The organism is Kitasatospora purpeofusca (assembly GCF_000718025.1).
GTDB lineage: Bacteria > Actinomycetota > Actinomycetes > Streptomycetales > Streptomycetaceae > Kitasatospora > Kitasatospora purpeofusca.
This window is the reverse complement of sequence record NZ_JODS01000003.1, coordinates 137,176-158,117: the sequence shown is the minus strand read 5'-3', so window position 1 is coordinate 158,117 and position 20,942 is coordinate 137,176. Positions and strand designations below refer to the sequence as shown.

Genomic DNA, 20,942 nt, shown 5'->3' with positions numbered 1-20,942 from the left:
AAAGCGAGCGGGATGCGGCACCGGACGGCAGCCGACCCCAAGGGGAGAGAAGGAACGGACATGGCTGAGCTCTGGAAGTCGCTGCCCTCGTGGGTGCGGAACATCGTTGTTCCGGTACTGGTACTGATCCTGGCGTGGAACCTGCTGATGTTCGTCTTCGGTGTGGTCGGCGCGCTGCTGGCCTTCGCCGTCAAGGCGCTGGTGGTGGTCGGTATCGCCGCCGCCGTGGTGATCCTGGTCAAGAAGGCCGCCAGGAACTAGCGCCCCGGACCTGCCCCGACGCCCGCGTCCCCTCCCCCGGGGGCGCGGGCGTCGGGCGTTCACGGGCGGGACGCCGGACGGGCGGCGCCTGCGCCGGTCTCGCGGAGGAAGGCGTCCAGGTCCCGGTGCGGCCGCCAGCCCTGGGTACGGGCGCGGGTGAGGTCCAGCACGACGTCGCGGGAGAGCTGGTCCACCGCGTACGGGGTCAGACCGGGGAGCCGCCCGCTGCGGGCGGCCAGCCGGGCCAGCGGGGCCGGCACATGGTGGATCCGCGCGGTCACGCCGTGCGCGGCCAGCACCGCGCGGACCGCCTCGTCGCGCCGGTACGGGCGGGCGTCGGCGATGTTGTACGCGACCGGCGTCCACGGCCGGTCGCCGGTACGGCCCGCGCCGACCGCGGACAGACAGGCGTCGGCGAGGTTCTGCACCGCGGTGAGACTGAGCCGCACGTCGCCGCCGGGAAGCAGCAGCCGCCCCCGCCGGACCCGCTCCAGCAGCCGCGGCACCAGATGCGGGTCGCCGGTCCCGTACACCGCGCGCGGGCGCAGCACCACGGCGCCCGCGGCGAGGGCGAGCCGCTCGCCGGCGGCCTTGGTGCGCCCGTACGCGTTGAGCTGCCCGGCCTCGGTGGGGTGGTCCTCGCCGACGGAGCCGCGGTCGGCCCTCGGGTCGTAGACGCTGGCGCTGGAGACCCAGACCAGCGGCCGGTCCCCGGCGGCCCGCAGCAGCCGTTCGGTACCGGCGACGTTGACGGCGTGCTGGGCGGCCTCGGCCCCGGTGCCCCGGGGCAGGTCGGCGACGGCGGCGGCGCAGTGCACGATCGCGTCGGCGCCGGTGAAGTCGGGCTCCCCGGCGGTGGCGTCCCAGGGGACGTGGCGGCCGGCCGGTCCGGGGCGGCGGCCGTGGCAGAGCACCTCGTGACCGGCGGCGAGGGCGGCCCGGACGACGTGGGAGCCGCAGAAGCCGCTCGCGCCGGTGACGGCTATCCGCATCGGGTCTCCTCGGTGGGTCCTGGTCCGGCGGGGCGTGGTCCGGTGAGGTGCTGTTCGGGGCTTCGGGTGGCGCGCAGGGTGAGTTCGGCCCAGCCGGGCAGCGCGGCCCGCCGGTCGACCCGGGCCCGGACGACCACCGGCCGGTACGGCGCGAGCGCGAGCAGCAGTTCGGCGAGCAGGGCGCGGGCCACCCCGGCGCCCGGGCAGGCGTGCGGCCCGGCGCCGAACACCGCCTGGGTGGCGGCGGGTCCCGGGGAGGCCGCGGACCGGTGCGCCCCGGCGGCGTGCCGGGCGACCAGGACCAGCCGGTCCCCGGCCCGGACCCGTCGCCCGGCCAGCACGGCGTCGGCGGCGGCCACCCGGGGGAGCAGCGGCGAGGGTGCGGTGAGCCGGAGCAGCTCGGCGGCCAGTGCGGGCGCGCCGGCGGCGTCGGCCGAGGACCACAGCCCGGCGTCCGCGCACCAGGCGGCGGCCCGGGGGAGCGCGGCGACGCTGGTGTTGACGGCGGCGACCGCGACCATGGCGTCCCGGGCGTCGGGCAGCAGCGCGGCGAGTTCGGCGGCCCGGGCGGCGGCCGTCCGCGCGGCGCCGGGCGGGCGGAGGCCGGGCAGGTGGTCGCGGGCGGCGGCCGCGGCGGCCTCGGTGGCGGCACCGGCCAGAGTCCTCGGGCAGGCCGCCGTCCCGGTCAGTGCGGCGGCCGTGACTCCGGCCAACTCCCTGGAGAGGGAGACGAGTTCGAGATCGCCGGTAGCGAGCGCGGGGATCCGCGCGGTGAGCACCGCCTGCCAGGACGGGCGGATCCGGTCCACCGCCGAGGCGTCCAGCTCGACCGCCAACGCGCGCCTGGCTGACCGGTGTTCGGCGCCGTCCTGGTCGAACAGCAGTCCGCCGGAGGTGAGTTCGGCGGCGGCCCCGCCGGTGGTACCGGGTGCCGTGCGGTCCAGCGGGATCCGGGTGAGCGCGGTGCGGTAGGCCTCGGCGTCGTGCACCAGCACGGTGCGGCCGAGCCGGGCGACCGGGCGGCGGCGGGTGGCCGCGAGCAGCGCGAACAGCAGGGGGTGGCTGCGCAGATAGACCCGGCGGTCCCGGCGGCGGGCGGCCCGGTGCACGGCCGGTACCGGTGCCGAGTGGTCCGCCGCGCGTGCGTTCCCGCTCATCCGGCCAGCTCCCGGGCGCACCGGGCGGCTGCCGCCGCGCGGTCCGGCTTGCGGGAGCGCCCGGCCAGCGGCACCCGGCCGAACAGCACCGCGTCCGGGCGGGCCGAGCCCATCCGCGCCAGCGGTCCGGCCAGCGCGGCGCGCAGCCGTCCCGGGTCGGTGCCGGGCGAGGGCTGGACGAGGGCGACCAGCCGTTCGTCGCCGTCCCCGTCCGGGACGCCGACCAGCACCGCGAGTTCGACGCCCGGCAGGTGCAGGGACGGTTCGTAGAGACCGGGATAGATGTTCTCGGCGCGGCGCAGCACCATGTCCTTGAGCCGCCCGCCGAGCACGATCCGGCCGTCCGGGTCGAGCGTGGCGAGGTCGCCGGTGCGCACCCAGGGGTCGGGCTCCTCGCCGAGGTAGCGGTGCCGGGCGCCCGGGCCGCCGAGCAGCAGTTCGCCGTCCGGCGCGAGCGAGGTGCGCACACCCGGCAGCGGTGTGCCGACCAGGTCGCCGGGCCCGGTGAAGGCGCTCTTCTCGGCCTCCTCGACGGCGGCCGCCGGGAACAGCTCGGTGAGCGCGTAGACGCCCCAGGCCTGTTCCGCCCCGGCCTGCTTGACCCGGCGGAGCAGGGTGGCGTCGGCGGGTGCCGAGCCGGTCCAGACCCGGCCGGTGAACCGGGCCCCGGCGCCGAGCGCGGCGCGCAGCTGGGGCGGGGTGAGGTAGGTGTGGGCGGGGGTGAGCCGGGCGAGCTGGCGGGCCAGCGCGGCCGGTTCGCGGGCCGGCAGGGCGACCGCGGCCCCGGCGCTCAATGCGGGGACGAGCACGAAGAAGGTGCCGCCCAGGACGACGGAGCCGGGGCGCGGGTCGACCAGTTCGCCGACAGTGCGCAGACCGGCGGCCAGACCGCCCCGGGAGTGCACCACGGCGCGCGGGCGGGCGGTGGTGCCGGAGGTGAAGACGATGACGGCGTCGGTGTCGCGCGCGGGTGCGTCGGAGCCGGGGATGCTCGGCACCGACGCGCCGAAGCGTCCGACCCGCAGCCGGGGTGCGCAGCCGGGCAGTCGGCGGCCGAGGGTGGCGACCGGGCCGAGCACCTCCAGCGGGGGCAGGGCGAGGTCGGCGCGGCGGGCCAGCGGCCGGGCCCAGCCGGCCACCGCCTGGGCGGCGGCGTCGGCGAGGACCAGGTCCGGGCGGGCCAGCGCGAGCCGGGCGGCCAGGACGTCGGGGCCCGCGGTCGGGTCGAGGACGGCGATGCGCAGGCCGAGCCGGTGCGCGGCGAGCATGACGGCGAGCGCGCGCGGGCCGGGGCGCAGGGCGAGGCCTAGGGTGGTGTCCTCGCCGAGGCCGCGGGCGTTCAGGGCGACGGCGTAGGTGTCGGCGAGGGCGGCGAGTTCGCCCCGGCGGATCCGGACGCGGGTGCCGCCGAGCCGGGTGTGGGTCAGGACGGCGGGGCGGTCGGGGTGCCGGGTGCGCAGGTCGTGGGCGAGCCGGTCGAGCACGGGGTGTCCTCGGGTTTGCGGCGGGTGGTGAGCTTCGGGCGGTCAGCGGTCAGCGGTCAGCGGACGTCGACGGCGCGGGTGCCGGGCCCGCGTTCGAGGTACCAGCGGGCGGTGCCGAGCACCCCGTAGGCGCGGATCCGGCGGGTGGAGTTCTGCACCACCATGTCGCGGCGGTGCGTGATCGCGGTGGTGTGCCGGCGGACGCGGTTGATGAACAGCCGGTCGGTGGGCGAGGGGCGGCGCGGCATGCCGCCGACCGCCAGGTACAGCTCGGCGGTGATCGCCATGTTGTTGCCCGCGTGCATCCGGTACGGCGTGAGGTAGCCGTGCCGACGGTGGTGCGCGGGCCGGATCCGGCCGAAGAACGCGCCGAGTGCGACCAGGACCAGGAAGACGGCGCGTCCGGCCGGTCCGTGCTCGTCCCGGCGGGCGGTGACCCGGCCGCAGACCAGTCCGCCGCCGTCGACCAGCGCGGCCCGGGCGGCGGCGGTCCAGCCGGGGGCGGGCAGGCAGTCGGCGTCGGTGCGGGCGATCAGGGTGGCGCCGTGCGCGATGGCGTGCCGGAACGCGGTGTCGACCGCCGAGCCGACGCCCTTCTCCGGCTCGACCAGCACCTCGACCGGGAAGGGTGCCCGGGCGGCGAAGGCGCGGACGGCCCCGACGGTGCCGTCGGTGGAGCCGTTGTCGGCGACCAGGAGGGTGAACTCCAGGTCCCGCTGGGCGGCGAGGGCGTTCAGGGTGGCGGTGATCCTGGCCTCCTCCCGGTAGGCGGGGACGACCACCCAGAGCGCGGTCACGACGCCTCCCAGACCATCGCCATCAGGCTCACGCCGCCGCCGAGGCCCAGCATCAGTACCTTGTCGCCAGGGTCCAACTCCTCGTGTATTCGGTCGAGTTGGATCCCGATCGTGGCGCTGGCGACATTGCCGAGCTCGGGCACCGTCACCACCAGCTTCTCCTCCGGCACCCCGGTGGCCTCCACGAAGCGCTCCAGGTAGGGGACGGTCACCTGGTGCACCAGCACCCGGGCGTAGTCCTCCCAGCCGAGGCCGGTGCGGGCGGCCACCCGGGTCAGGATGTCCAGGCCGATCTTCTCGAAGACGCCGCGCAACTCGGTGCCGCCGCCGCGGAAGTAGCTGTACTCGTCGCCGCGCGGGTGGCGCGAGCCGCCGCCCGGGATGCCGCCGGTCCGCCAGTGCTCGGAGGCGGTCTCGGTCTCCACGTCGAGGATGCCGCCGCGCTCCACCGCCTCGACCACGACGGCGGCGCCCGCGTCGCCGAAGGTGTAGCCGGCGAAGCCCGCGCGGAACTCCTCCGCCCCGCCGGGGTCCCGCCGCATCGCCCGGCTGGGCGTCTCGCCGGTGACCACCAGGGCCCGCCGGGCCCGGCCGGCCAGGATCGTCGAACGGGCCAGGTCGATCCCGTTGAGGAAGCTGTTGCAGGCGTTGCTGACGTCCAACGCGTGTGCCCGCGAGCCGAGTTCGGACTGCACCAGATGCGCGGTGGCCGGTTCGGCGACATCCCGGGTGGCCGAGGCGAACAGCAGCAGGTCGATGTCCAGCGGGTCCAGGCCGCGGCTGTCCAGGGCGCGCCGGGCGGCGCCGAGGGCGAGGGTGGAGGCGTACTCGCCGTCGGCCGCGAAGTGCCGGGTGACGATGCCGGTGGCCTTCTCGAAGGTCCGCTCCGGCAGGCGCAGCCGGCCGCCGGCGGTGATCTCGTCCTGGAGCTGCCGGGAGGTCAGTCGGCGGGCGGGGAGCTGGGATCCGACGGCGGTGATGCCGATCCGCGCGGTGGCTGCTGGGTGCATGGCCCCATCGTGCGGCGGACGGGCGGCGCCCGCCTGAGTACGGGTACTCAGGCGGGCGCCGCCGGGCTACTCGGACCGGGTCAGTCCTGCTCGGACTCCTCGTCCTCGCGGCGGTCCGCGCCGTCGCGGGGGAGGAATCCGGCCGGCACGGCGTCCACCGGTACCGGGACGGAGACGGTTGCCGCGGCCGCGGGAGCACCGGCGGAAGGAGCACCGGCCGCGGGAGCGGCAGCGCCGGGAGCGCCGTCCGGGCCGACGGTGGACAGCAGTTGCCGGGCCAGCCCGAGCCCGGTGCCGCCCATCGCGAGCGCCTTGGCGAACAGCTCGCCCATCCCGTCGGCGCCGTTGAGCAGCACCATGTGCTCCACATTGCCGAAGGACTCGGCCGCGGCCCGCACGATCTGCGGCCACTGCTCGGCCAACTCCTGGGCCACCACCGCCTCCTGGTTCTCGGCGAGGGCGGCGGCCCGGGCCTTGATGCCCTCGGCCCTGGCCAGCGCGACCGCCCGGGCGGAGGCGGCGTCGGCCAGGCCGCGGGCCTCGACCGAGGCGGCCTCGGCCCGCCCGGTGGCCGTGGTCGCCTCGGCCTGCGCCAGTCCGCGCACCCGGGTGGCATCGGCGTCGGCCTCGGCGGCGATCCGCACTCGGCCGGCCTCGGCGGCGGCCGCCAGTTCGGTCTCCTGGGCCTGCGCCTGGGCGGCGGAGATCCGGGCGTCGCGGGCCGCCTCGGCGGTGGTGCGGGTGTCGTAGGCGCGGGCGTCGGCGGGCTTGCGCACGTCGATCTGGAGCTGCTGCTCCTTGCGCCGTGCCTCCAGTTCGGCGACCCGGGTCTCCTGGACCACCACCTCCTGCCGGGAGGCGGCGTCGGCGAGCGGTCCGGCCTGCCGGGCGCGGGCCGTCGCGGTGTCCATCTCGGCCTGGTAGGAGGCCTGTTGGATCTCGCTGTTGCGGGTGGCCTCGGCCTTGCGGGCGGCGGCCTCCTGTTCGGCCTCGGTGGCGACCCGGTCCGCCGCGGCCTGGGCGATCCTGGCGTCCCGCTGGACGGCGGCGGCGTGCGGGATGGCGAGGTTCTTGATGTAGCCGGTCGGGTCGATGATCTCCTGGATCTGCAGGGTGTCGATGATCAGCCCGAGCTTCTCCATCTCCAGTCCGGAGGCGGCCCTGGTCTCGCCGGTGAGCCGCTCGCGGTCGCGGATCATGTCCTCGACGGTGAGTCCGCCGACGATCGACCGCAGGTGTCCGGCGAAGACGTTGTGGACGCGCTGGCTGATCAGTTTCTGCTGGTCCAGGAAGCGGCGGGCGGCGTTGGCGATGGAGACGTCGTCGTCGCCGACCTTGAAGATGACCACGCCCTTGACCCGGACCGGGATGCCCTGCGTGGTGACGCACTCGACGTTCAGTTCGGCCTCGTTGAGGTCCAGCGAGAGCCGCCGGACGCCCTGCAGGCCCGGCGTGACGAGGGTCCCCCGGCCGGTGACGATCCGGAAGCCCAGCCCGTCACCGACCCCCTCGGTGCGGTGGCGGGAACCGGAGATGATCAGTGCCTCGTTCGGTTCGGCCACCCGCCACATGAGCTTGAAGAGCGTGATCATGACCACCACGGCCGCGGCGACCGCCCCGGCGATGACGAGTCCCATGGTTCAACTCCCCCTTCCGGCGCAGGAGATGCGCCGAAATGGATTGTCCGCCCGGGTGGGTCGCAGGGAAAGGGAAGTGACGTGACGCACCGTCACAAGGTCGTCACGGGAGGGTCCGCGGATCGTCACAGGCCGGCCGGTCGACCGGTGGACGACCCGGCCGACCGGCGGAGCGCCCGACGGCCGGCCGGGCGTCAGGGCCCGATCGGCGCCACGTAGACCGTCCGCGGCGGCTGGTACTCGATCACCACCACCGGCGTCCCCACCACCAGCCGGTCCCCGGGCACGGCCAGGTAGGCGAGGAACGCCTCGGCGCCCCGCCGCTCCGGGACGTGCACCATCACCTCGCCGACCAGCCCGGCACCCACCGCTCCGGTGACCCGCCCCGTGCTCCCGATCACGTCGGCCTCCCTCGACTCGTCGGCTCCGAAGCCAGTCTGCCCGCCGGGAGGCCTCCGCGCCCCACCGTTCACCCGCCGGACCTCGCCGTTCTCCCGCGCCGACCCCCTCTGGACCTCCGGCGGTCGGCTCGCTACGGTGTTGGACGTCATGCGCGGGCAACACCGCCTGCGGACGCGGGAGCTCGGAGCACCGGGCTGAGAGGGCGCTGAACGGGACGTCGGACGACGGACCGGAGGCTGCGTCGACCGCAGGAACCTGACCGGGTAATGCCGGCGTAGGGAGTTGAAGGTCCGTTGACCACCTTTGAGGCACAGCCGCAGTCTGCCCAGTCGCCGTCCGGGCACGGCGCCGCCGTGACCAGCGCCGGCACCGGCTACCCCACCCCCGCCTGGCGCAAGGCCTACCGCGAGGGGTCCCGTCCCGACCTGCGCGTTCCGTACCGCGAGGTCGTGCTGACCAACGAGAAGACCGTCCCGCTGTACGACACCTCCGGGCCGTACACCGACCCGGCCTACGAGCCCGACGTCCGGCGCGGGCTGCCCGCGCTGCGGGACTCCTGGATCCGCCAGCGCGGCGACGTCGAGGAGTACGACGGGCGCGAGGCGCGCCCCGAGGACGACGGCATCAAGCACACCTCGCCGCGCGGCGGGAACCTCCGCAACCTCGACGCGGTCTTCCCCGGCCGCCCGCGCCGTCCGCTGCGCGGCCGCGGCGACGCCGCGGTCACCCAGCTCGGTTACGCCAAGCGCGGCATCGTGACCCCCGAGATGGAGTTCGTGGCCCTGCGCGAGGGCCTGGCGCCCGAGTACGTGCGGGACGAGGTGGCTCTCGGCCGCGCCGTCATCCCGGTCAACGTGAACCACCCCGAGGTCGAGCCGGCGATCATCGGCACCAACTTCCTGGTGAAGATCAACGCCAACATCGGCAACTCCGCGGTCACCTCCTCGATCGAGGAGGAGGTGGAGAAGATGACCTGGGCCACCCGTTGGGGCGCCGACACCGTCATGGACCTCTCCACCGGCCGCAACATCCACACCACCCGTGAGTGGATCCTGCGCAACTCCCCCGTGCCGATCGGCACCGTGCCGCTCTACCAGGCACTGGAGAAGGTCGACGGCCGGGCCGAGGACCTCAGCTGGGAGGTCTACCGGGACACGGTCATCGAGCAGTGCGAGCAGGGCGTCGACTACATGACCGTGCACGCGGGCGTGCTGCTGCGCTACGTGCCGATGACCGCCCGCCGCAAGACCGGCATCGTCTCGCGCGGCGGTTCGATCATGGCCGCCTGGTGCCTGGCGCACCACCGGGAGAACTTCCTCTACACCAACTTCGAGGAGCTCTGCGACATCCTCGCGCGCTACGACGTCACCTTCTCGCTGGGTGACGGCCTGCGCCCCGGCTCGATCGCGGACGCCAACGACGAGGCGCAGTTCGCCGAGCTGCAGACCCTGGGCGAGCTGGGCCGGATCGCCCGCGCCAAGGACGTCCAGGTGATGATCGAGGGCCCGGGCCACGTCCCGATGCACAAGATCAAGGAGAACATGGATCTCCAGAAGGAGATCTGCGACGAGGCCCCGTTCTACACCCTGGGCCCGCTCACCACCGATGTCGCGCCCGGCTACGACCACATCACCTCGGGCATCGGCGCCGCGATGATCGCCTGGTGGGGCACCGCGATGCTCTGCTACGTCACGCCCAAGGAGCACCTGGGCCTGCCGAACCGGGACGACGTGAAGACCGGCGTCATCACCTACAAGATCGCCGCCCACGCCGCGGACCTGGCCAAGGGCCACCCCGGCGCCCAGGCCTGGGACGACGCGCTCTCCGACGCGCGCTTCGAGTTCCGCTGGGAGGACCAGTTCAACCTGGCCCTCGACCCGGAGACGGCCCGCGAGTTCCACGACGAGACCCTCCCCGCCGAGCCCGCGAAGACCGCCCACTTCTGTTCCATGTGCGGTCCGAAGTTCTGCTCGATGAAGATCTCCCAGAAGATCCGCGAGGAGCACGGCGACGGTTCGAGCGCCGTCGAGTCCGGCTACGGGGCCGACGCGCTCGCCGGGATGGCCGAGAAGTCGGCGGAGTTCGCCGCCCAGGGCAACCGGGTCTACCTGCCGCTGGCGGACTGAGCACGCCGCACGGGTGCGCCGGACCGGGGGGTGGAGGGGGCCTCCCGGCCCGGCGCACCCGTGCTCGCGTGCGGCGCTGCCGCGCCCGCCGTCCGGCCGGGGGCGGTGCCGGTCAGGCCGCGTCCTCCGGGTACCAGCGGAGCTCGACGGTGTTGCCGTCCGGGTCCTGGACGTAGATGGAGGTGGCGCTGCCGCGGGCGCCGTAGCGGGGGACGGGGCCCTCCAGGACCTTGAAGATCCCGGCGTCGATGACCTGCTGCCAGTCGAGGGGGTCGACGGTGAGGCAGATGTGGTCGACGTTGGACTCGCCGCGGGGGCGGGACATCAGGTCGATGATCGTCTCGGGGGTGACCCGGAGGGACGGGAAGGAGACCTTGCCGGCGCGCCACTCCTCGACCCGGACCGGCTCCAGGCCGAGCAGGCCGCCGTAGAACTCCAGCGAGCGCTCGATGTCGCGGACGTTGAGCACGAGGTGGTCGAAGGCCTTCACACGGATGGCGGTCATGGTGGCTCCAGTCGGGAGGGGTGCTGCCGGTGACGTGTTCCACGATCCGCCAGGCGGCCGGTGTCATCAAGACGGCATCGGTCAACGATCATTGAGGCGGAGTAAACGGTGGAGGGGGCGGACGTGCTGGAACGGGTGGAGATCGAGGTCTTCCTGACGCTCGCGGAGGAGCTGCACTTCGGCCGCGCCGCCGAACGCCTGCGGCTCAGCACCGGCCGGGTGAGCCAGGTGGTGCGGCAGCTCGAACGGCGGCTCGGGGGTGCGCTGTTCGAGCGCACCAGCCGGTCGGTGCGGATCACCCCGGTGGGCCTGCGGCTGGCGGAGGAGCTGGCGCCGCTGGTGGCCGGCATCACGGTGGCGGTGCGCCGGGCGGCCGAGGCGAACCGGGGTGTCGCCGGTGAGCTGCGGGTGGCGTTCCTCGGGGAGGGGACGGCGCCGGTGCTGCTCAGGGCGGTCGCGCTGTTCAACGAGCGGCACCCGGACTGCCGGGTGGACGTCCGCGAGGCCCAGCTGGCGAACACCCGGTCCAGCCTGCTGGACGGCTCGGTGGACGTGCTGATCGCCGCCTTCCCGTTCGACGGGATGGCGAACGGCCCGGTGCTGATGACCGAGCGCCGGGTGCTCGCGGTGGCGGCCGGGCACCCGCTGGCGGGGGCTGCCTCGGTGTCGCTGGAGGTGCTGGGCGACCACCCGGTGGTGCAGTACCCGGCCGTGACCTCGGCGGCCTTCAAGCGGGACCGCACCCCGGACCGGACCCCGGCGGGGCGGCCGGTGCAGCCCGGACCGGTCGGCGCGACCTTCTCCGAGATGCTGACACTGGTCGCGCTGGGCCGGGGCGTGCTGCCGGTCGGCGAGCTCTCGCTGCGGTACCACCCGCGTCCGGACCTCGCCTATGTGCCGATCGAGGACGCCCCGCTGATCGAGCGCGGTCCGGTCTGGCGGGAGGGGAACACCACGGAGCGGGTCCGCGAGTTCGTCCGGGCGGCGGCCGACTCGGTGGCGGAATCGGCGGCCGGCTCGGCGGCAGCGGCCCCGGCGTCGGCCGCGCCCTGACCGTGCGGAGTGTCCCGGTCAGCTGTCGTCGGGCCCGGTGAGGGCCGGGGCGCTGCCGGCCCGGGCGGCGGCGGTGAGGTGGGGGACGAGCGCCCGCTCGCGCAGGGCGCGCTGCCAGTCCCGCCGGGCGTCGTCGAGCTCGGCCGCGAGCTCGGGGTCGGTGCCCGGCGGGAAGGGGACGGTGGGCGGGGCCGAGCCGTCGCGCAGGGCGGTGAGGATCAGCCCGACGATGCCGACCGCCATCGCGGCCACCCCGGCGGCGAGGGCGAGCCACCCCGCGGTGAGCAGGGAGCGGGCCAGGGCGCTGTCCGCGTCGGCGGCCCGCAGCGCGTAGCCGAGCAGCAGCAGGACCAGGGCGGCCGTCCAGGCGAGGATCGGGGTGAGGACGGTGAGCACCGGGAGCAGTCCGGCGCCGCCGTTCGCCGAGCGCAGCTGGGTGAGCAGTCCGGGCGCGGTGGGTTCGCCAAATGCGGGCGGGGTGGCGCGGAGGTTCTCGCGCAGTCGCAGGTAGTGCTGGTACTCGGTGGCCGCCGGGGCGGCGACGCGGTCGGCCGAGGCGAGCGCGTCGGCGCGCAGGTCGTCGGAGGGTGGCGCGCCGGGGGCGCGCAGGACGGTGCGGAGGGTGTCGTCGCGCAGTGCCGCGTCGAGGAGGCGCTCGAAGTCCGGGCGGTCCTCGGCGAGCAGGTGCGGGGCGTCGTTCATGGGGACCCCGTTCATGCGGACCCCCGCGCTCTCCGTCCCGACGTGCACGGGGCGGGGCGCGGAGTCGGGCCGCCGGTGGGGCGGCCGGGTGTGGTGTGTCCCCGATGGTAGGGGTGGGTGCGGCCGGGTCGACAGTGGCTTTCCGGAATTTCGCGCCCCTGGATGCGCGTGCGCGACCGCGCGGGCGCCGGGAACGCGCGTTCGGTCGACGGTCCGTCACCTGCCGTGGGCGGAGGGTGTTCCGGGGCGGCGAGGCTGTTTCCGGGCGGCGGAGGGTGTTCCGGCACGGCGGAGGGGCCGGACCGCGTGCGGTCCGGCCCCGGGGTCGCCGCGCCGGTGGTTCAGATCGGCAGGCGGGAGACCAGCAGCCGGCCCTCCATGGTCACCCCGCCGTCCATGGCGACGGCGAGGTCCTCCGCGTAGACGTACGGGCCCGGGACGTGCGGCGGCATGCCGTCGTCGGCGTGCACCGCGCCGGTGAGGTACGGGATCGGGCTGTGGCCGTGCACGACGCGCGTGCCGCCGTAGGTGTCGAGCAGCTCGCGGACGGCGGTCGGGCCGGAGTCGCCGCGGAAGGCGAAGCGCTTGGTGAACCGGCGGAAGCAGTCCCACCACTCGTCGACGCCCTCGTCCGCGAGCAGGTCGTGGACGGCGTCGTTGACCTCGGGGATGGACTCGCCGTACTCCAGGTACGCGGTGGTGTCGGAGTGCAGCAGCAGGTGGCCGTCCTCCAGGGCGATGGCGGGGAGCCGGGAGAGCCAGCTGATGTGGTGCGCCTCCAGGCGCTCCAGGTCGCTCTGCTGTCCGCCGTTGAGCCGCCAGGCGGCGAGGAAGGAGGCGGTGCCGGCGGTGGACTGGACGGGCTCGTCGCCGTAGCGGGCGGCGCCCAGGAAGAGCAGTTCGTGATTGCCCATCAGGGCCCGGCAGTAGCCGCCGGCGGCCGCGGACTCGGCGGCGAGCTGCATGACCAGGTCGATGACGCCGATGCCGTCGGGGCCCCGGTCGGTGAAGTCGCCGAGGAACCAGATCCGGGACCGGCCGGCGGACCAGTGGCCGTCGGCGTCGATCAGGCCCTGGTGGCGGAGCTCGGTGCGGAGCTCGTCGAGGTAGCCGTGCACGTCGCCGACGACGTAGAGCGGGCCGGGGGGCTCGCCGGGGCCGGGGGCCGGGTACGGGTGGTAGGGCTGGCCGGGTTCGGCGAGCGGGGGGCCGAGCTCGATGGTCGGCGGGTCGTCGCTCTGCGGGCCCGGGTGGCCGCCGTGGGCGGGGGAGGGGTGGTCCGGCAGGGTGGGCTCGTAACCGGCCTGCTCGTGGGGGCCGTTCTGGGCGTGCACGGTGTGGCCCTGATCGGGCCCGGTGGCCGGCCAGTGCTGTTCGAGGTACCGGGCGCCGCCGTAGCCGCTGTAGGTCTCGGCCTCGTAGCCGGTCGCGGAGTACCCCCCGTTGGGGTCCGGTTCGTAATAGGTGCCGTACGGCAGCACGTCGAGGTCCGGCTGGTGGCGTGGGCCTGAGTCCGGGTGTTCAGGCCCGGGGAAGCGGTCCTCGGGTGTCATTCGCCCATCATAGGAAGACCACTCTCCCGGCGTCGTCACCTGGTGGGTATCCAATCCTCCGGAGCGTCAGCCGGGCGGTCCGTCAGGTCCGTTTTGTCCCGACTCGGCATGGTCCAGACCACAGCCGGCTGGGGTGCGGTCGCGGGCGTCACACCTCACCCGGCGGGCGGGGCGGGCTGACCGTGGTGCGCGGGCTCCGCCGTTGCGAGGAGGCGCGCACGATGAGCTCGGTCGGCATCAGGGTGCCGGGCGGCGGACCGGTGCCGGCGGTGCGGAAGCGGGGCGGGAAGAGCCGGGCGATGTCCACGCCGGTGCCGGAGTCCACGCCCTCGATGGCGTCGATCAGCAGGTTCACCACGGTGGTGCCGATCCGCCGGGGCTTGAGCGACAGGGTGGTGATGGGCGGCTCGGTGGTCGCGTAGACGTCGCTCTCGCTGCAGCAGACCAGCAGCAGGTCGTCCGGCACCCGCAGGCCGTAGCGCCGGGCGGCGGCGAGCAGGTCGGTGCCGTTGGGGTCGAACAGGCCGTAGACGGCGTCCGGCCGGTCCGGGCGGGCGAGCAGCCGGTCGGCGGCGACGGCGCCGGCGGCCGGGTCGTGCGCGGGGTAGGTCTCGTAGACCGGCTCCTGGCCGACCTTGGCGCACCAGCCGAGGTAGGCCTCGGTGGAGAGCCGGGTGTAGGTGTCGGTGCTGGTGCCGGTGAGCAGGCCGATCCGGCGGGCGCCGGCCTCGGAGAGGTGGTCGAGGATGCCGAGCACGGCGGCCTCGTGGTCGTTGTCGACCCAGGCGGTGACCGGGCAGTTCCCCGGCTTGCCGTCGCTGACCACCGGCACGCCGGACCGGTACAGCTCGCTGACCAGCGGGTCCTGGTCGGGCGGGTCGATCACCACGGTGCCGTCCAGGGCGATGTTGCCCCAGACGTCGTGCCGGGACGAGGCGGGCAGTACCACCAGGGCGTAGCCGCGGCCCAGGGCGGCACTGGTGGCGGCCCTGGCCATCTCGGCGAAGTAGGCGAACTCGGTGAAGGTGAACGGCTCTTCGCCGTAGGTCGTGACGGTCAGCCCGATCAGGCCGGACCGTCCGGTGCGCAGGGTGCGGGCCGCCGCCGAGGGGCGGTATCCGAGGCGCTCGGCGACTTCGCGCACCCGGCTTCTGGTCTCGTCGGGCAGGCGGCCCTTCCCGTTCAGCGCGTCGGAGACGGTGGTGATCGACACTCCGGCGGCTGCTGCCACATCCCGGATGCCGGCCCGCTCCAGACGCCGTGAGGTGGTGGGCCGCCGACCGCTCTGGTTGGCTGCTGCTGTCATGGCGGACCGATCGTATGGCTCCTGACAAGGGTCTGTGACCGGCGCATTGGGAGCCTGTGGAGATACGTTTCTCCGTGAGTGAGCCCGTGTGCGCCCCTTCGATCCCCGTACGAAACCAGCTGGTTTACCTCGGACATGTGCCAAAGGAACCCAGCAGAATGGCTGATCCGCGTCTGTAACCCGACCGGGCATCTCACCCCTACGGGTGAGTGCGATCGGTATCGTTCAGGGCACCCGACCGGGGTGGAACCGCACGCGTTCCGGCTGCCCGGGCACGGCGGCGAACCCGACCGTGGCGGGCGAACGCAGCGGAAAGACAGAAGGAGACCGACCGTGACCGCAGCACAGGGCCCCCGCCTCAGGCCGAGCCTGGACGGCATTCCCACCTACAAGCCCGGCAAGCCGGCAGGCCCCGACGCCTACAAGCTGTCGTCCAACGAGAACCCCTACGAGCCGCTCCCGGGGGTGCTGGAGGCGGCGGTCGCCGCGGCCGGCAAGCTCAACCGCTACCCGGACATGGCCGTCACCGAGCTGACCGCCGAACTGGCGAAGCACTTCGACGTGCCGGTCGAGCACATCGCCACCGGCACCGGCTCGGTCGGCGTCGCCCAGTCGCTGATCCTCGCCACGGCGGGCCCGGGCGACGAGGTGATGTTCGCCTGGCGCTCCTTCGAGGCCTACCCGATCATCACCCAGGTCGCCGGCGCGACCCCGGTCCCGGTGCCGCTCACCGCCGGCGGCGACCACGACCTGGACGCGATGCTGGCCGCGATCACCGAGCGGACCCGGCTGATCTTCGTCTGCAACCCCAACAACCCCACCGGCAACGTGATCCACCGCGCCGAGCTGGAGCGCTTCCTGGACGCCGTCCCGGCCGAGGTGCTGGTCGTCGTCGACGAGGCGTACATCGAGTTCATCCGCGACCCCGAGGTGCCCAACGGCCTCGACCTGTACCGGGACCGCCCGAACGTCTGCGTGCTGCGCACCTTCTCCAAGGCCTACGGCCTGGCCGGGCTGCGGGTCGGCTTCGCGGTCGCGCACGAGCCGGTCGCGAACGCGCTGCGCAAGACCGCGGTGCCGTTCGGCGTCGTCCAGATCGCCCAGGACGCCGCCGTCGCCTCGCTGCGGGCCGAGGCCGCGCTGATGGTCCGGGTGGACGCGCTGGTCGAGGAGCGGGCCCGGGTGGTGGCCGGGCTGCGGGCCCAGGGCTGGGAGATCCCGGACTCGCAGGCCAACTTCGTCTGGCTGGAGCTGGGCGAGCGCTCGCAGGACTTCGCGGCCGCGTGCGCGGCCGCCGGGGTGATCGTCCGGCCGTTCCCGGAGGGCGTGCGGATCTCGATCGGCGAGGTCGAGGGCAACTCGATCTTCCTCGCCGTGGCGGAGGCGTTCCGCAAGGAGCTGTAGCCCCCGCGCGCAGTCCGGCCCCGCGGCGGAGCGGGGCGGCCCGTACCGGCCGCCCGGCTCCGCCGCGGCGCGTTCCGGGGGCCGTTCCCGTGCCGTTGCCAAGGCCCGGGACGGCCCGCGGACGATCAGGAGTGCCTGGGGTTTTCTGGGAGACGGCTGGGAGAACGGTCAACGGATCGTCGGGAACCGGCCAAGCCGGTCCCGGTGGCGGGCGGAGCGCGGCAAATGCCCGGTTCGACCGGTCAGCCTTCTCCCAGTCGGCGCCCAGGACGGTGCAAGAGCGCCCCGGGAAGCTGTCCGCCATGAAGGTGTTCCCGCGACGGCGAGGTGCCGTCCTCGTCAACTCCGCGCTCGGTGTGGCCCTGCTCGGTGCCGCCGCCCTGGCGTACACCGTGCTGGACGACGGCTCCGGCACCACGGCCGCCAAGGCCCCCGCCCGCACGGCGACCGTGACCAAGGGCACGGTCCTGGCCACGGTGTCCGGAACCGGCACCCTGGCCTCGCCCACCGACGCCGCCCAGGACTTCACCACCGGCGGGCGGCTCACCGCGGTCAAGGTCGCCGTCGGCGACCAGGTGACCAAGGGCCAGGTGCTCGCCACCGTCGACACCACGGCCGCCCAGCAGCAGGTGGACGCCGCGCAGGCGGCGCTCAACACCGCCTCGGTCAATCTGACCAAGGCCAGGGCGGGCGTCACCACGACGACCGTCCAGCAGCTGCCGGCCAAGGCCAACGGCTCGTCGGGCTCCTCGGGCTCCTCGGGTTCGTCCGGCGGCGGTACCTCCGGCGCGAACGGCACCGGCGGCACCGGCGGTACGGGAAGCCGGGGGGCGGGCGGGAGCAGCGCGTCCGCCCCCGCGGCCGACCCGTCCGGGCAGACCGCCCCGTCCGCGCAGGCCACCGTCCCGGCGGCGCCGGTCGCCGTCCCCGAGCCGCAGACCACCACCATCTCCACCACCAAGGTGGACGAGGCGGCGGTCGCCCAGGCCGAGCAGCAGCTCGCCACCGCGCAGGCCAACCTCTCCAACGCCCAGACGGCGCTGGCCGGCACCACGCTCACCGCCTCGGTGGACGGCACGGTCGCCTCGGTGGCGGCCAAGGCGGGCGACACGGTCGGCGCGACCGGCGGCGGGTCCTCCACCGGCGGCACCAAGTCGACCGGGAGCTCCGCCACCGCCCCCAGCGGCTTCATCGTGCTGACCAACCCGACCGGCATGCAGGTCACCGCGAACTTCTCCGAGCTGGACTCGCTCAAGCTCAAGAAGGGCGAGGCGGCCACCGTCACCCTGAACGCGCAGTCCGACAGCAGGTTCAACGCGTCGGTGCTGTCGGTCAGCCCGCTGCCGGTGAGCGGCTCCGGCGGCGGTTCGGCGGCCGTGCAGTACTCGGCGACGCTCCAGATCTCCGGTGACACCAGCAAGCTGCGGACCGGCCTCAGCGCGACCGTCTCGGTGGTCACCGGGGAGGCGGACAACGCGCTCTCGCTGCCCACCTCGGCGCTGTCCGGCACCGGCTCCAGCCGTACCGCGACCGTGGTCCACCAGGACGGCACGACCGACCGGGTGACCGTCGAGGTCGGGGTCGAGGGCGACACCACGGTCCAGGTGCTGACCGGGCTGAACGAGGGCGACAAGGTCGAACTGGCCTCCACCAGCGGGTCCAACGGCTTCCCCAACGGCTCCTTCCCGGGCGCCAACGGCGGCCAGGGCGGCCGCAACGGCGGCGGCGCGGGCGCGGGTGCGGGAGTGGCCGGGATCGGCGGCGGTGCGGCCGCGGGCGGCGCGGGCGCCGCCCGGGGCGGTGGCCGCTGATGGCCCGCCGCGCCCTCCCCGCCCGGCCGGGCCCCGGCCCGGTACGGCCGGACCGCCCGGACACACCGCCCCCGGTGATCCGGATCCGCCGCCTCACCAAGTCCTACGGCCACGGCGACGCCACCGTGCACGCGCTGCGCGGCCCGGACGACCCCGCCACCGGGGGCCCGCTGGGCGTGGACCTGGACATCGAGCAGGGCGACTTCGTCGCCGTGATGGGCAGCTCCGGCTCCGGCAAGTCCACGCTGATGAACATCCTCGGCTGCCTCGACGTCCCGACCGGCGGCCGCTACCTGCTGGACGGCATCGACGTCGGCCACCTGGACGAGGGGCAGCTCGCCCTGGTGCGCAACCGCAAGATCGGCTTCGTCTTCCAGTCCTTCAACCTCGTCCCGCGCACCACCGCGCTCGCCCAGGTCGAGCTGCCGCTCGCCTACGCGGGCGTGCGGGCCGCCGAACGCCGCCGGCGGGCGCTCGCCGCGCTCTCCCTGGTCGGCCTGGCCGAGCGGTCCGGGCACCGGCCCAACGAGCTCTCCGGCGGCCAGCAGCAGCGCGTCGCGGTGGCCCGGGCGCTGGTCACGGCGCCCGCGATGCTGCTCGCCGACGAGCCCACCGGCAATCTGGACAGCCGCTCCACCGAGGAGGTGCTCGGGCTGATCGACGGCCTCAACGCCACCGGCCGCACGGTCGTGCTGATCACCCACGAGGACGAGGTCGCCCGGCACGCCAAGCGGGTGCTGCGGCTGGTGGACGGCATGATCGTCTCGGACCTCCGGCAGGCTCCGGTGGACGGGCCGCCGCCCGCGCTGCACCGGGCGGGGGTGCCGGCGTGATCCTCTGGCAGACCCTCCGTTTCGCGGCCGGCGGCCTGGTCGCCAACAAGGTCCGCTCCGCGCTCACCATGCTGGGGGTGCTGATCGGCGTCGCCTCGGTGATCCTGCTGCTGGCGGTCGGCAACGGCTCCTCGGTCGCGGTCAAGGAGTCCATCACCTCGCTCGGCACCAACTCGCTCACCGTCACGTCCGGCTCCTCCTTCGGCGGCGCGCGCTCCGCGAGCAGCGCCAAGAAGCTGACCGTCGCCGACGCCAAGGCGCTGGCCACCGAGGCCGACCCGCACGCCGTCCGCTCGGTGGCGCCGGTGGTGACCGCCGCCGGCACCGCGCTGAACGGGGACATCTCGTACAGCCCCGGCTCGATCGTCGGCACCTACCCGGCGTACTTCGAGACCGCCAACCAGAAGGTCGAGCACGGCGAGTACTTCACCCAGGACGACGTGCTGGCCTCCCGCAAGGTGGCGGTGCTCGGGGCGACCACCGCCAAGCAGTTGTTCGCCACCGCGGACCCGGTGGGCAGGCAGATCGTCGTCGGCGGCACCCCGTTCACCGTGGTCGGCGTGCTCAGGGCCAAGGGCGGCACCGGGTTCACCGACCCGGACGACGTGCTGGTCGCGCCGCTGCCGACCGTGCAGAACGCCTTCACCGGCTTCGGCTCGGTGAACCAGATCATGGTGCAGGCGGCCTCGGCGGACAGCACCGCGCAGGCCCAGTCCGAGATCACCCGGATCCTGCTCGGCACCCACGCGATCGCCGACCCCACCAAGGCGGACTTCCGGATCAGCAGCCAGACCTCGCTGCTCAGCGCCCGGGAGTCGACCACGAAGACCTTCACCGTGCTGCTCGGCGCCGTGGCCGCGATCTCGCTGCTGGTCGGCGGGATCGGCATCACCAACATCATGCTGGTCACCGTCACCGAGCGGACCAGGGAGATCGGCATCCGCAAGGCCCTCGGCGCCCCCCGCGGCGTCATCCTCGGGCAGTTCCTCACCGAGGCCACCCTGCTGTCGGTGGTGGGCGCCGGACTCGGCGTGCTGGCCGGGATCGCCGGCTCGCACTTCAGGATCGTCGGCATCGAACCGGTGGTGATCCCCGAATCGGTGCTCGGCGCCTTCGGGATCGCCGTCGCCATCGGCCTGTTCTTCGGCAGCTACCCCGCCAACCGGGCCGCCTCGCTGCGCCCGATCGACGCCCTCCGGCACGAGTGACCAAGGACCGCAGACCATGAGCAACGAGATCGAGCCGTCCGCTCCGTTCACCCCCGCCGAGCAGGTCGTCCTGCTCTCCACCGCGCCGGACGGCAGGGACGTCACCGCCGAGCTGGCCGCGCCGCCGCGGCGCCGGCTGCCCTGGGTGCCGCTGGTGCTGTCCGCCGCGGTGATCGCCACGGCCGCCTTCGCCGGCGGCGTCTGGTACCAGCGCGACCAGGCCCCCGAGCGGACCTCCGGCCGGACCGTCGCCGCGGGCGGCGGCGCGCAGCAGCCGCGCCCGGGGGCGACCGGCACCGGCGCCGGCCAGAACGGCAACCGCCGCAACGGCGGCGGCCAGGGCGGGCAGGGCACCGGCGGCCAGGGCGGCGGGCAGGGCGGCTTCACCCGGGGCACGGTCAAGGCCGTGGACGGCACCACCGTCTACCTGACCGACGCCAGCGGCAACACCGTCAAGGTGACCACCGGCGACTCCACCAAGGTGCAGCTCAACAAGGAGGGCAAGGTCGGCGACCTCCAGCCCGGCCAGAGCGTCACCGTGGTCGGCACCCCGACCGACGGGGGCTACGCCGCGACCCAGCTGGTCGAGGGCGCCGCCGCCGGCGGCTTCGGGGGAGGCGGCTTCGGCGGCGGCGCCGGCGCAGGCGCCACCCGGAACCCGTCCGGCGGCTGACCGGCCGCCGTACGCGCGCGGCCCGGCC

At 74.7% G+C, this 20,942-nt stretch carries 19 protein-coding genes; 8 read left to right on the top strand and 11 right to left on the bottom strand.

Annotated features, from left to right (window positions below):
* Window positions 1–60: 60 nt before the first annotated feature.
* Window positions 61–261 (top strand): DUF5326 family protein, encoded by a 201-nt coding sequence (locus tag IF01_RS0106750; protein WP_030305494.1) that lies wholly within the window; start codon window positions 61–63, stop codon window positions 259–261.
* Between the two features lie 59 nt (window positions 262–320).
* Here the strand turns inward: IF01_RS0106750 and IF01_RS0106745 are convergent, their stop codons facing one another.
* From IF01_RS0106745 to IF01_RS0106715, 7 genes are all read right to left on the bottom strand, one after another.
* On the bottom strand, window positions 321–1,253 hold the full coding sequence (locus IF01_RS0106745) for an NAD-dependent epimerase/dehydratase family protein (protein WP_030392364.1): 933 nt from the start codon (window positions 1,251–1,253) through the stop codon (window positions 321–323).
* Window positions 1,244–2,410 (bottom strand): cytochrome P450 family protein, encoded by a 1,167-nt coding sequence (locus IF01_RS50900; protein ID WP_063764154.1) that lies wholly within the window; start codon window positions 2,408–2,410, stop codon window positions 1,244–1,246. The genes IF01_RS0106745 and IF01_RS50900 overlap by 10 nt, the downstream gene beginning before the upstream one ends.
* Window positions 2,407–3,894 (bottom strand): class I adenylate-forming enzyme family protein, encoded by a 1,488-nt coding sequence (locus IF01_RS0106735; RefSeq protein WP_030392362.1) that lies wholly within the window; start codon window positions 3,892–3,894, stop codon window positions 2,407–2,409. Before IF01_RS0106735 ends, IF01_RS50900 begins: the two co-directional genes overlap by 4 nt.
* 56 nt (window positions 3,895–3,950) lie before the next feature.
* Window positions 3,951–4,691: a glycosyltransferase family 2 protein gene (locus IF01_RS0106730; RefSeq protein ID WP_037779180.1), complete on the bottom strand. Its 741-nt coding sequence runs from the start codon at window positions 4,689–4,691 to the stop codon at window positions 3,951–3,953.
* Window positions 4,688–5,701 (bottom strand): 3-oxoacyl-ACP synthase III family protein, encoded by a 1,014-nt coding sequence (locus tag IF01_RS0106725; RefSeq protein ID WP_030392361.1) that lies wholly within the window; start codon window positions 5,699–5,701, stop codon window positions 4,688–4,690. The genes IF01_RS0106730 and IF01_RS0106725 overlap by 4 nt, the downstream gene beginning before the upstream one ends.
* 80 nt (window positions 5,702–5,781) lie before the next feature.
* Window positions 5,782–7,338, bottom strand: a complete 1,557-nt coding sequence (locus IF01_RS0106720) for an SPFH domain-containing protein (RefSeq protein WP_078879730.1) — start codon at window positions 7,336–7,338, stop codon at window positions 5,782–5,784.
* 194 nt (window positions 7,339–7,532) lie between these two features.
* Window positions 7,533–7,739, bottom strand: a complete 207-nt coding sequence (locus tag IF01_RS0106715; protein ID WP_030392359.1) for an NfeD C-terminal domain-containing protein — start codon at window positions 7,737–7,739, stop codon at window positions 7,533–7,535.
* A 354-nt stretch (window positions 7,740–8,093) separates the two neighbouring features.
* Between IF01_RS0106715 and thiC the strand changes: the two genes are divergently transcribed.
* Entirely contained in the window at window positions 8,094–9,866 is a 1,773-nt protein-coding gene (gene thiC / locus IF01_RS0106710; RefSeq protein WP_037779179.1) for a phosphomethylpyrimidine synthase ThiC, read from the top strand.
* A gap of 112 nt (window positions 9,867–9,978) precedes the next feature.
* On the opposite strand, the gene IF01_RS0106705 is transcribed toward thiC, so the two are convergent.
* Window positions 9,979–10,371, bottom strand: coding sequence for a VOC family protein (locus IF01_RS0106705; protein ID WP_030392357.1), 393 nt, complete (start codon window positions 10,369–10,371; stop codon window positions 9,979–9,981).
* A 108-nt stretch (window positions 10,372–10,479) separates the two neighbouring features.
* On the opposite strand from IF01_RS0106705, the gene IF01_RS50895 reads away from it, so the two are divergent.
* Window positions 10,480–11,424, top strand: a complete 945-nt coding sequence (locus IF01_RS50895; RefSeq protein ID WP_279617252.1) for a LysR family transcriptional regulator — start codon at window positions 10,480–10,482, stop codon at window positions 11,422–11,424.
* 18 nt (window positions 11,425–11,442) lie between these two features.
* Here IF01_RS50895 and IF01_RS0106695 read toward each other — a convergent pair whose 3' ends face one another.
* From IF01_RS0106695 to IF01_RS0106685, 3 genes are all read right to left on the bottom strand, one after another.
* The gene (locus IF01_RS0106695; protein ID WP_051754989.1) at window positions 11,443–12,141 is read right to left on the bottom strand and encodes a hypothetical protein; all 699 of its coding nucleotides are present in this window, start codon (window positions 12,139–12,141) and stop codon (window positions 11,443–11,445) included.
* Between the two features lie 326 nt (window positions 12,142–12,467).
* A complete protein-coding gene (locus tag IF01_RS0106690) occupies window positions 12,468–13,679 on the bottom strand; it encodes a metallophosphoesterase (protein ID WP_078879729.1) in 1,212 nt (403 codons plus the stop codon).
* A 148-nt stretch (window positions 13,680–13,827) separates the two neighbouring features.
* Window positions 13,828–14,985, bottom strand: a complete 1,158-nt coding sequence (locus IF01_RS0106685; protein WP_078879728.1) for a LacI family DNA-binding transcriptional regulator — start codon at window positions 14,983–14,985, stop codon at window positions 13,828–13,830.
* 333 nt (window positions 14,986–15,318) lie between these two features.
* Here IF01_RS0106685 and hisC point away from each other — a divergent pair, with 333 nt between their 5' ends.
* From hisC to IF01_RS41370, 5 genes are all read left to right on the top strand, one after another.
* Window positions 15,319–16,389 (top strand): histidinol-phosphate transaminase, encoded by a 1,071-nt coding sequence (gene hisC / locus IF01_RS0106680; RefSeq protein WP_030392352.1) that lies wholly within the window; start codon window positions 15,319–15,321, stop codon window positions 16,387–16,389.
* A gap of 302 nt (window positions 16,390–16,691) precedes the next feature.
* On the top strand, window positions 16,692–18,200 hold the full coding sequence (locus tag IF01_RS0106675; RefSeq protein WP_030392351.1) for an efflux RND transporter periplasmic adaptor subunit: 1,509 nt from the start codon (window positions 16,692–16,694) through the stop codon (window positions 18,198–18,200).
* A gap of 74 nt (window positions 18,201–18,274) precedes the next feature.
* Window positions 18,275–19,033, top strand: a complete 759-nt coding sequence (locus tag IF01_RS0106670; RefSeq protein WP_030392350.1) for an ABC transporter ATP-binding protein — start codon at window positions 18,275–18,277, stop codon at window positions 19,031–19,033.
* The gene (locus tag IF01_RS0106665) at window positions 19,030–20,241 is read left to right on the top strand and encodes an ABC transporter permease (protein ID WP_030392349.1); all 1,212 of its coding nucleotides are present in this window, start codon (window positions 19,030–19,032) and stop codon (window positions 20,239–20,241) included. The genes IF01_RS0106670 and IF01_RS0106665 overlap by 4 nt, the downstream gene beginning before the upstream one ends.
* Before the next feature lie 16 nt (window positions 20,242–20,257).
* Window positions 20,258–20,914 carry a hypothetical protein gene (locus tag IF01_RS41370; RefSeq protein WP_051754987.1) on the top strand — a complete coding sequence of 219 codons (657 nt, stop codon included), beginning with the start codon at window positions 20,258–20,260 and terminating at the stop codon, window positions 20,912–20,914.
* Window positions 20,915–20,942: the final 28 nt, after the last annotated feature.

Excerpts from the sequence above, each read along its gene's own strand:
- IF01_RS0106750 (WP_030305494.1), top strand. The coding sequence starts at position 61 with ATGGCTGAGCTCTGGAAGTCGCTGCCCTCGTGGGTGCGGAACATCGTT.
- IF01_RS0106745 (WP_030392364.1), bottom strand. The coding sequence starts at position 1,253 with ATGCGGATAGCCGTCACCGGCGCGAGCGGCTTCTGCGGCTCCCACGTC.
- IF01_RS50900 (WP_063764154.1), bottom strand. The coding sequence starts at position 2,410 with ATGAGCGGGAACGCACGCGCGGCGGACCACTCGGCACCGGTACCGGCC.
- IF01_RS0106725 (WP_030392361.1), bottom strand. The coding sequence starts at position 5,701 with ATGCACCCAGCAGCCACCGCGCGGATCGGCATCACCGCCGTCGGATCC.
- IF01_RS0106720 (WP_078879730.1), bottom strand. The coding sequence starts at position 7,338 with ATGGGACTCGTCATCGCCGGGGCGGTCGCCGCGGCCGTGGTGGTCATG.
- IF01_RS0106705 (WP_030392357.1), bottom strand. The coding sequence starts at position 10,371 with ATGACCGCCATCCGTGTGAAGGCCTTCGACCACCTCGTGCTCAACGTC.
- IF01_RS0106695 (WP_051754989.1), bottom strand. The coding sequence starts at position 12,141 with ATGAACGGGGTCCCCATGAACGACGCCCCGCACCTGCTCGCCGAGGAC.
- IF01_RS0106690 (WP_078879729.1), bottom strand. The coding sequence starts at position 13,679 with ATGACACCCGAGGACCGCTTCCCCGGGCCTGAACACCCGGACTCAGGC.
- IF01_RS0106685 (WP_078879728.1), bottom strand. The coding sequence starts at position 14,985 with ATGACAGCAGCAGCCAACCAGAGCGGTCGGCGGCCCACCACCTCACGG.
- IF01_RS0106675 (WP_030392351.1), top strand. The coding sequence starts at position 16,692 with ATGAAGGTGTTCCCGCGACGGCGAGGTGCCGTCCTCGTCAACTCCGCG.
- IF01_RS41370 (WP_051754987.1), top strand. The coding sequence starts at position 20,258 with ATGAGCAACGAGATCGAGCCGTCCGCTCCGTTCACCCCCGCCGAGCAG.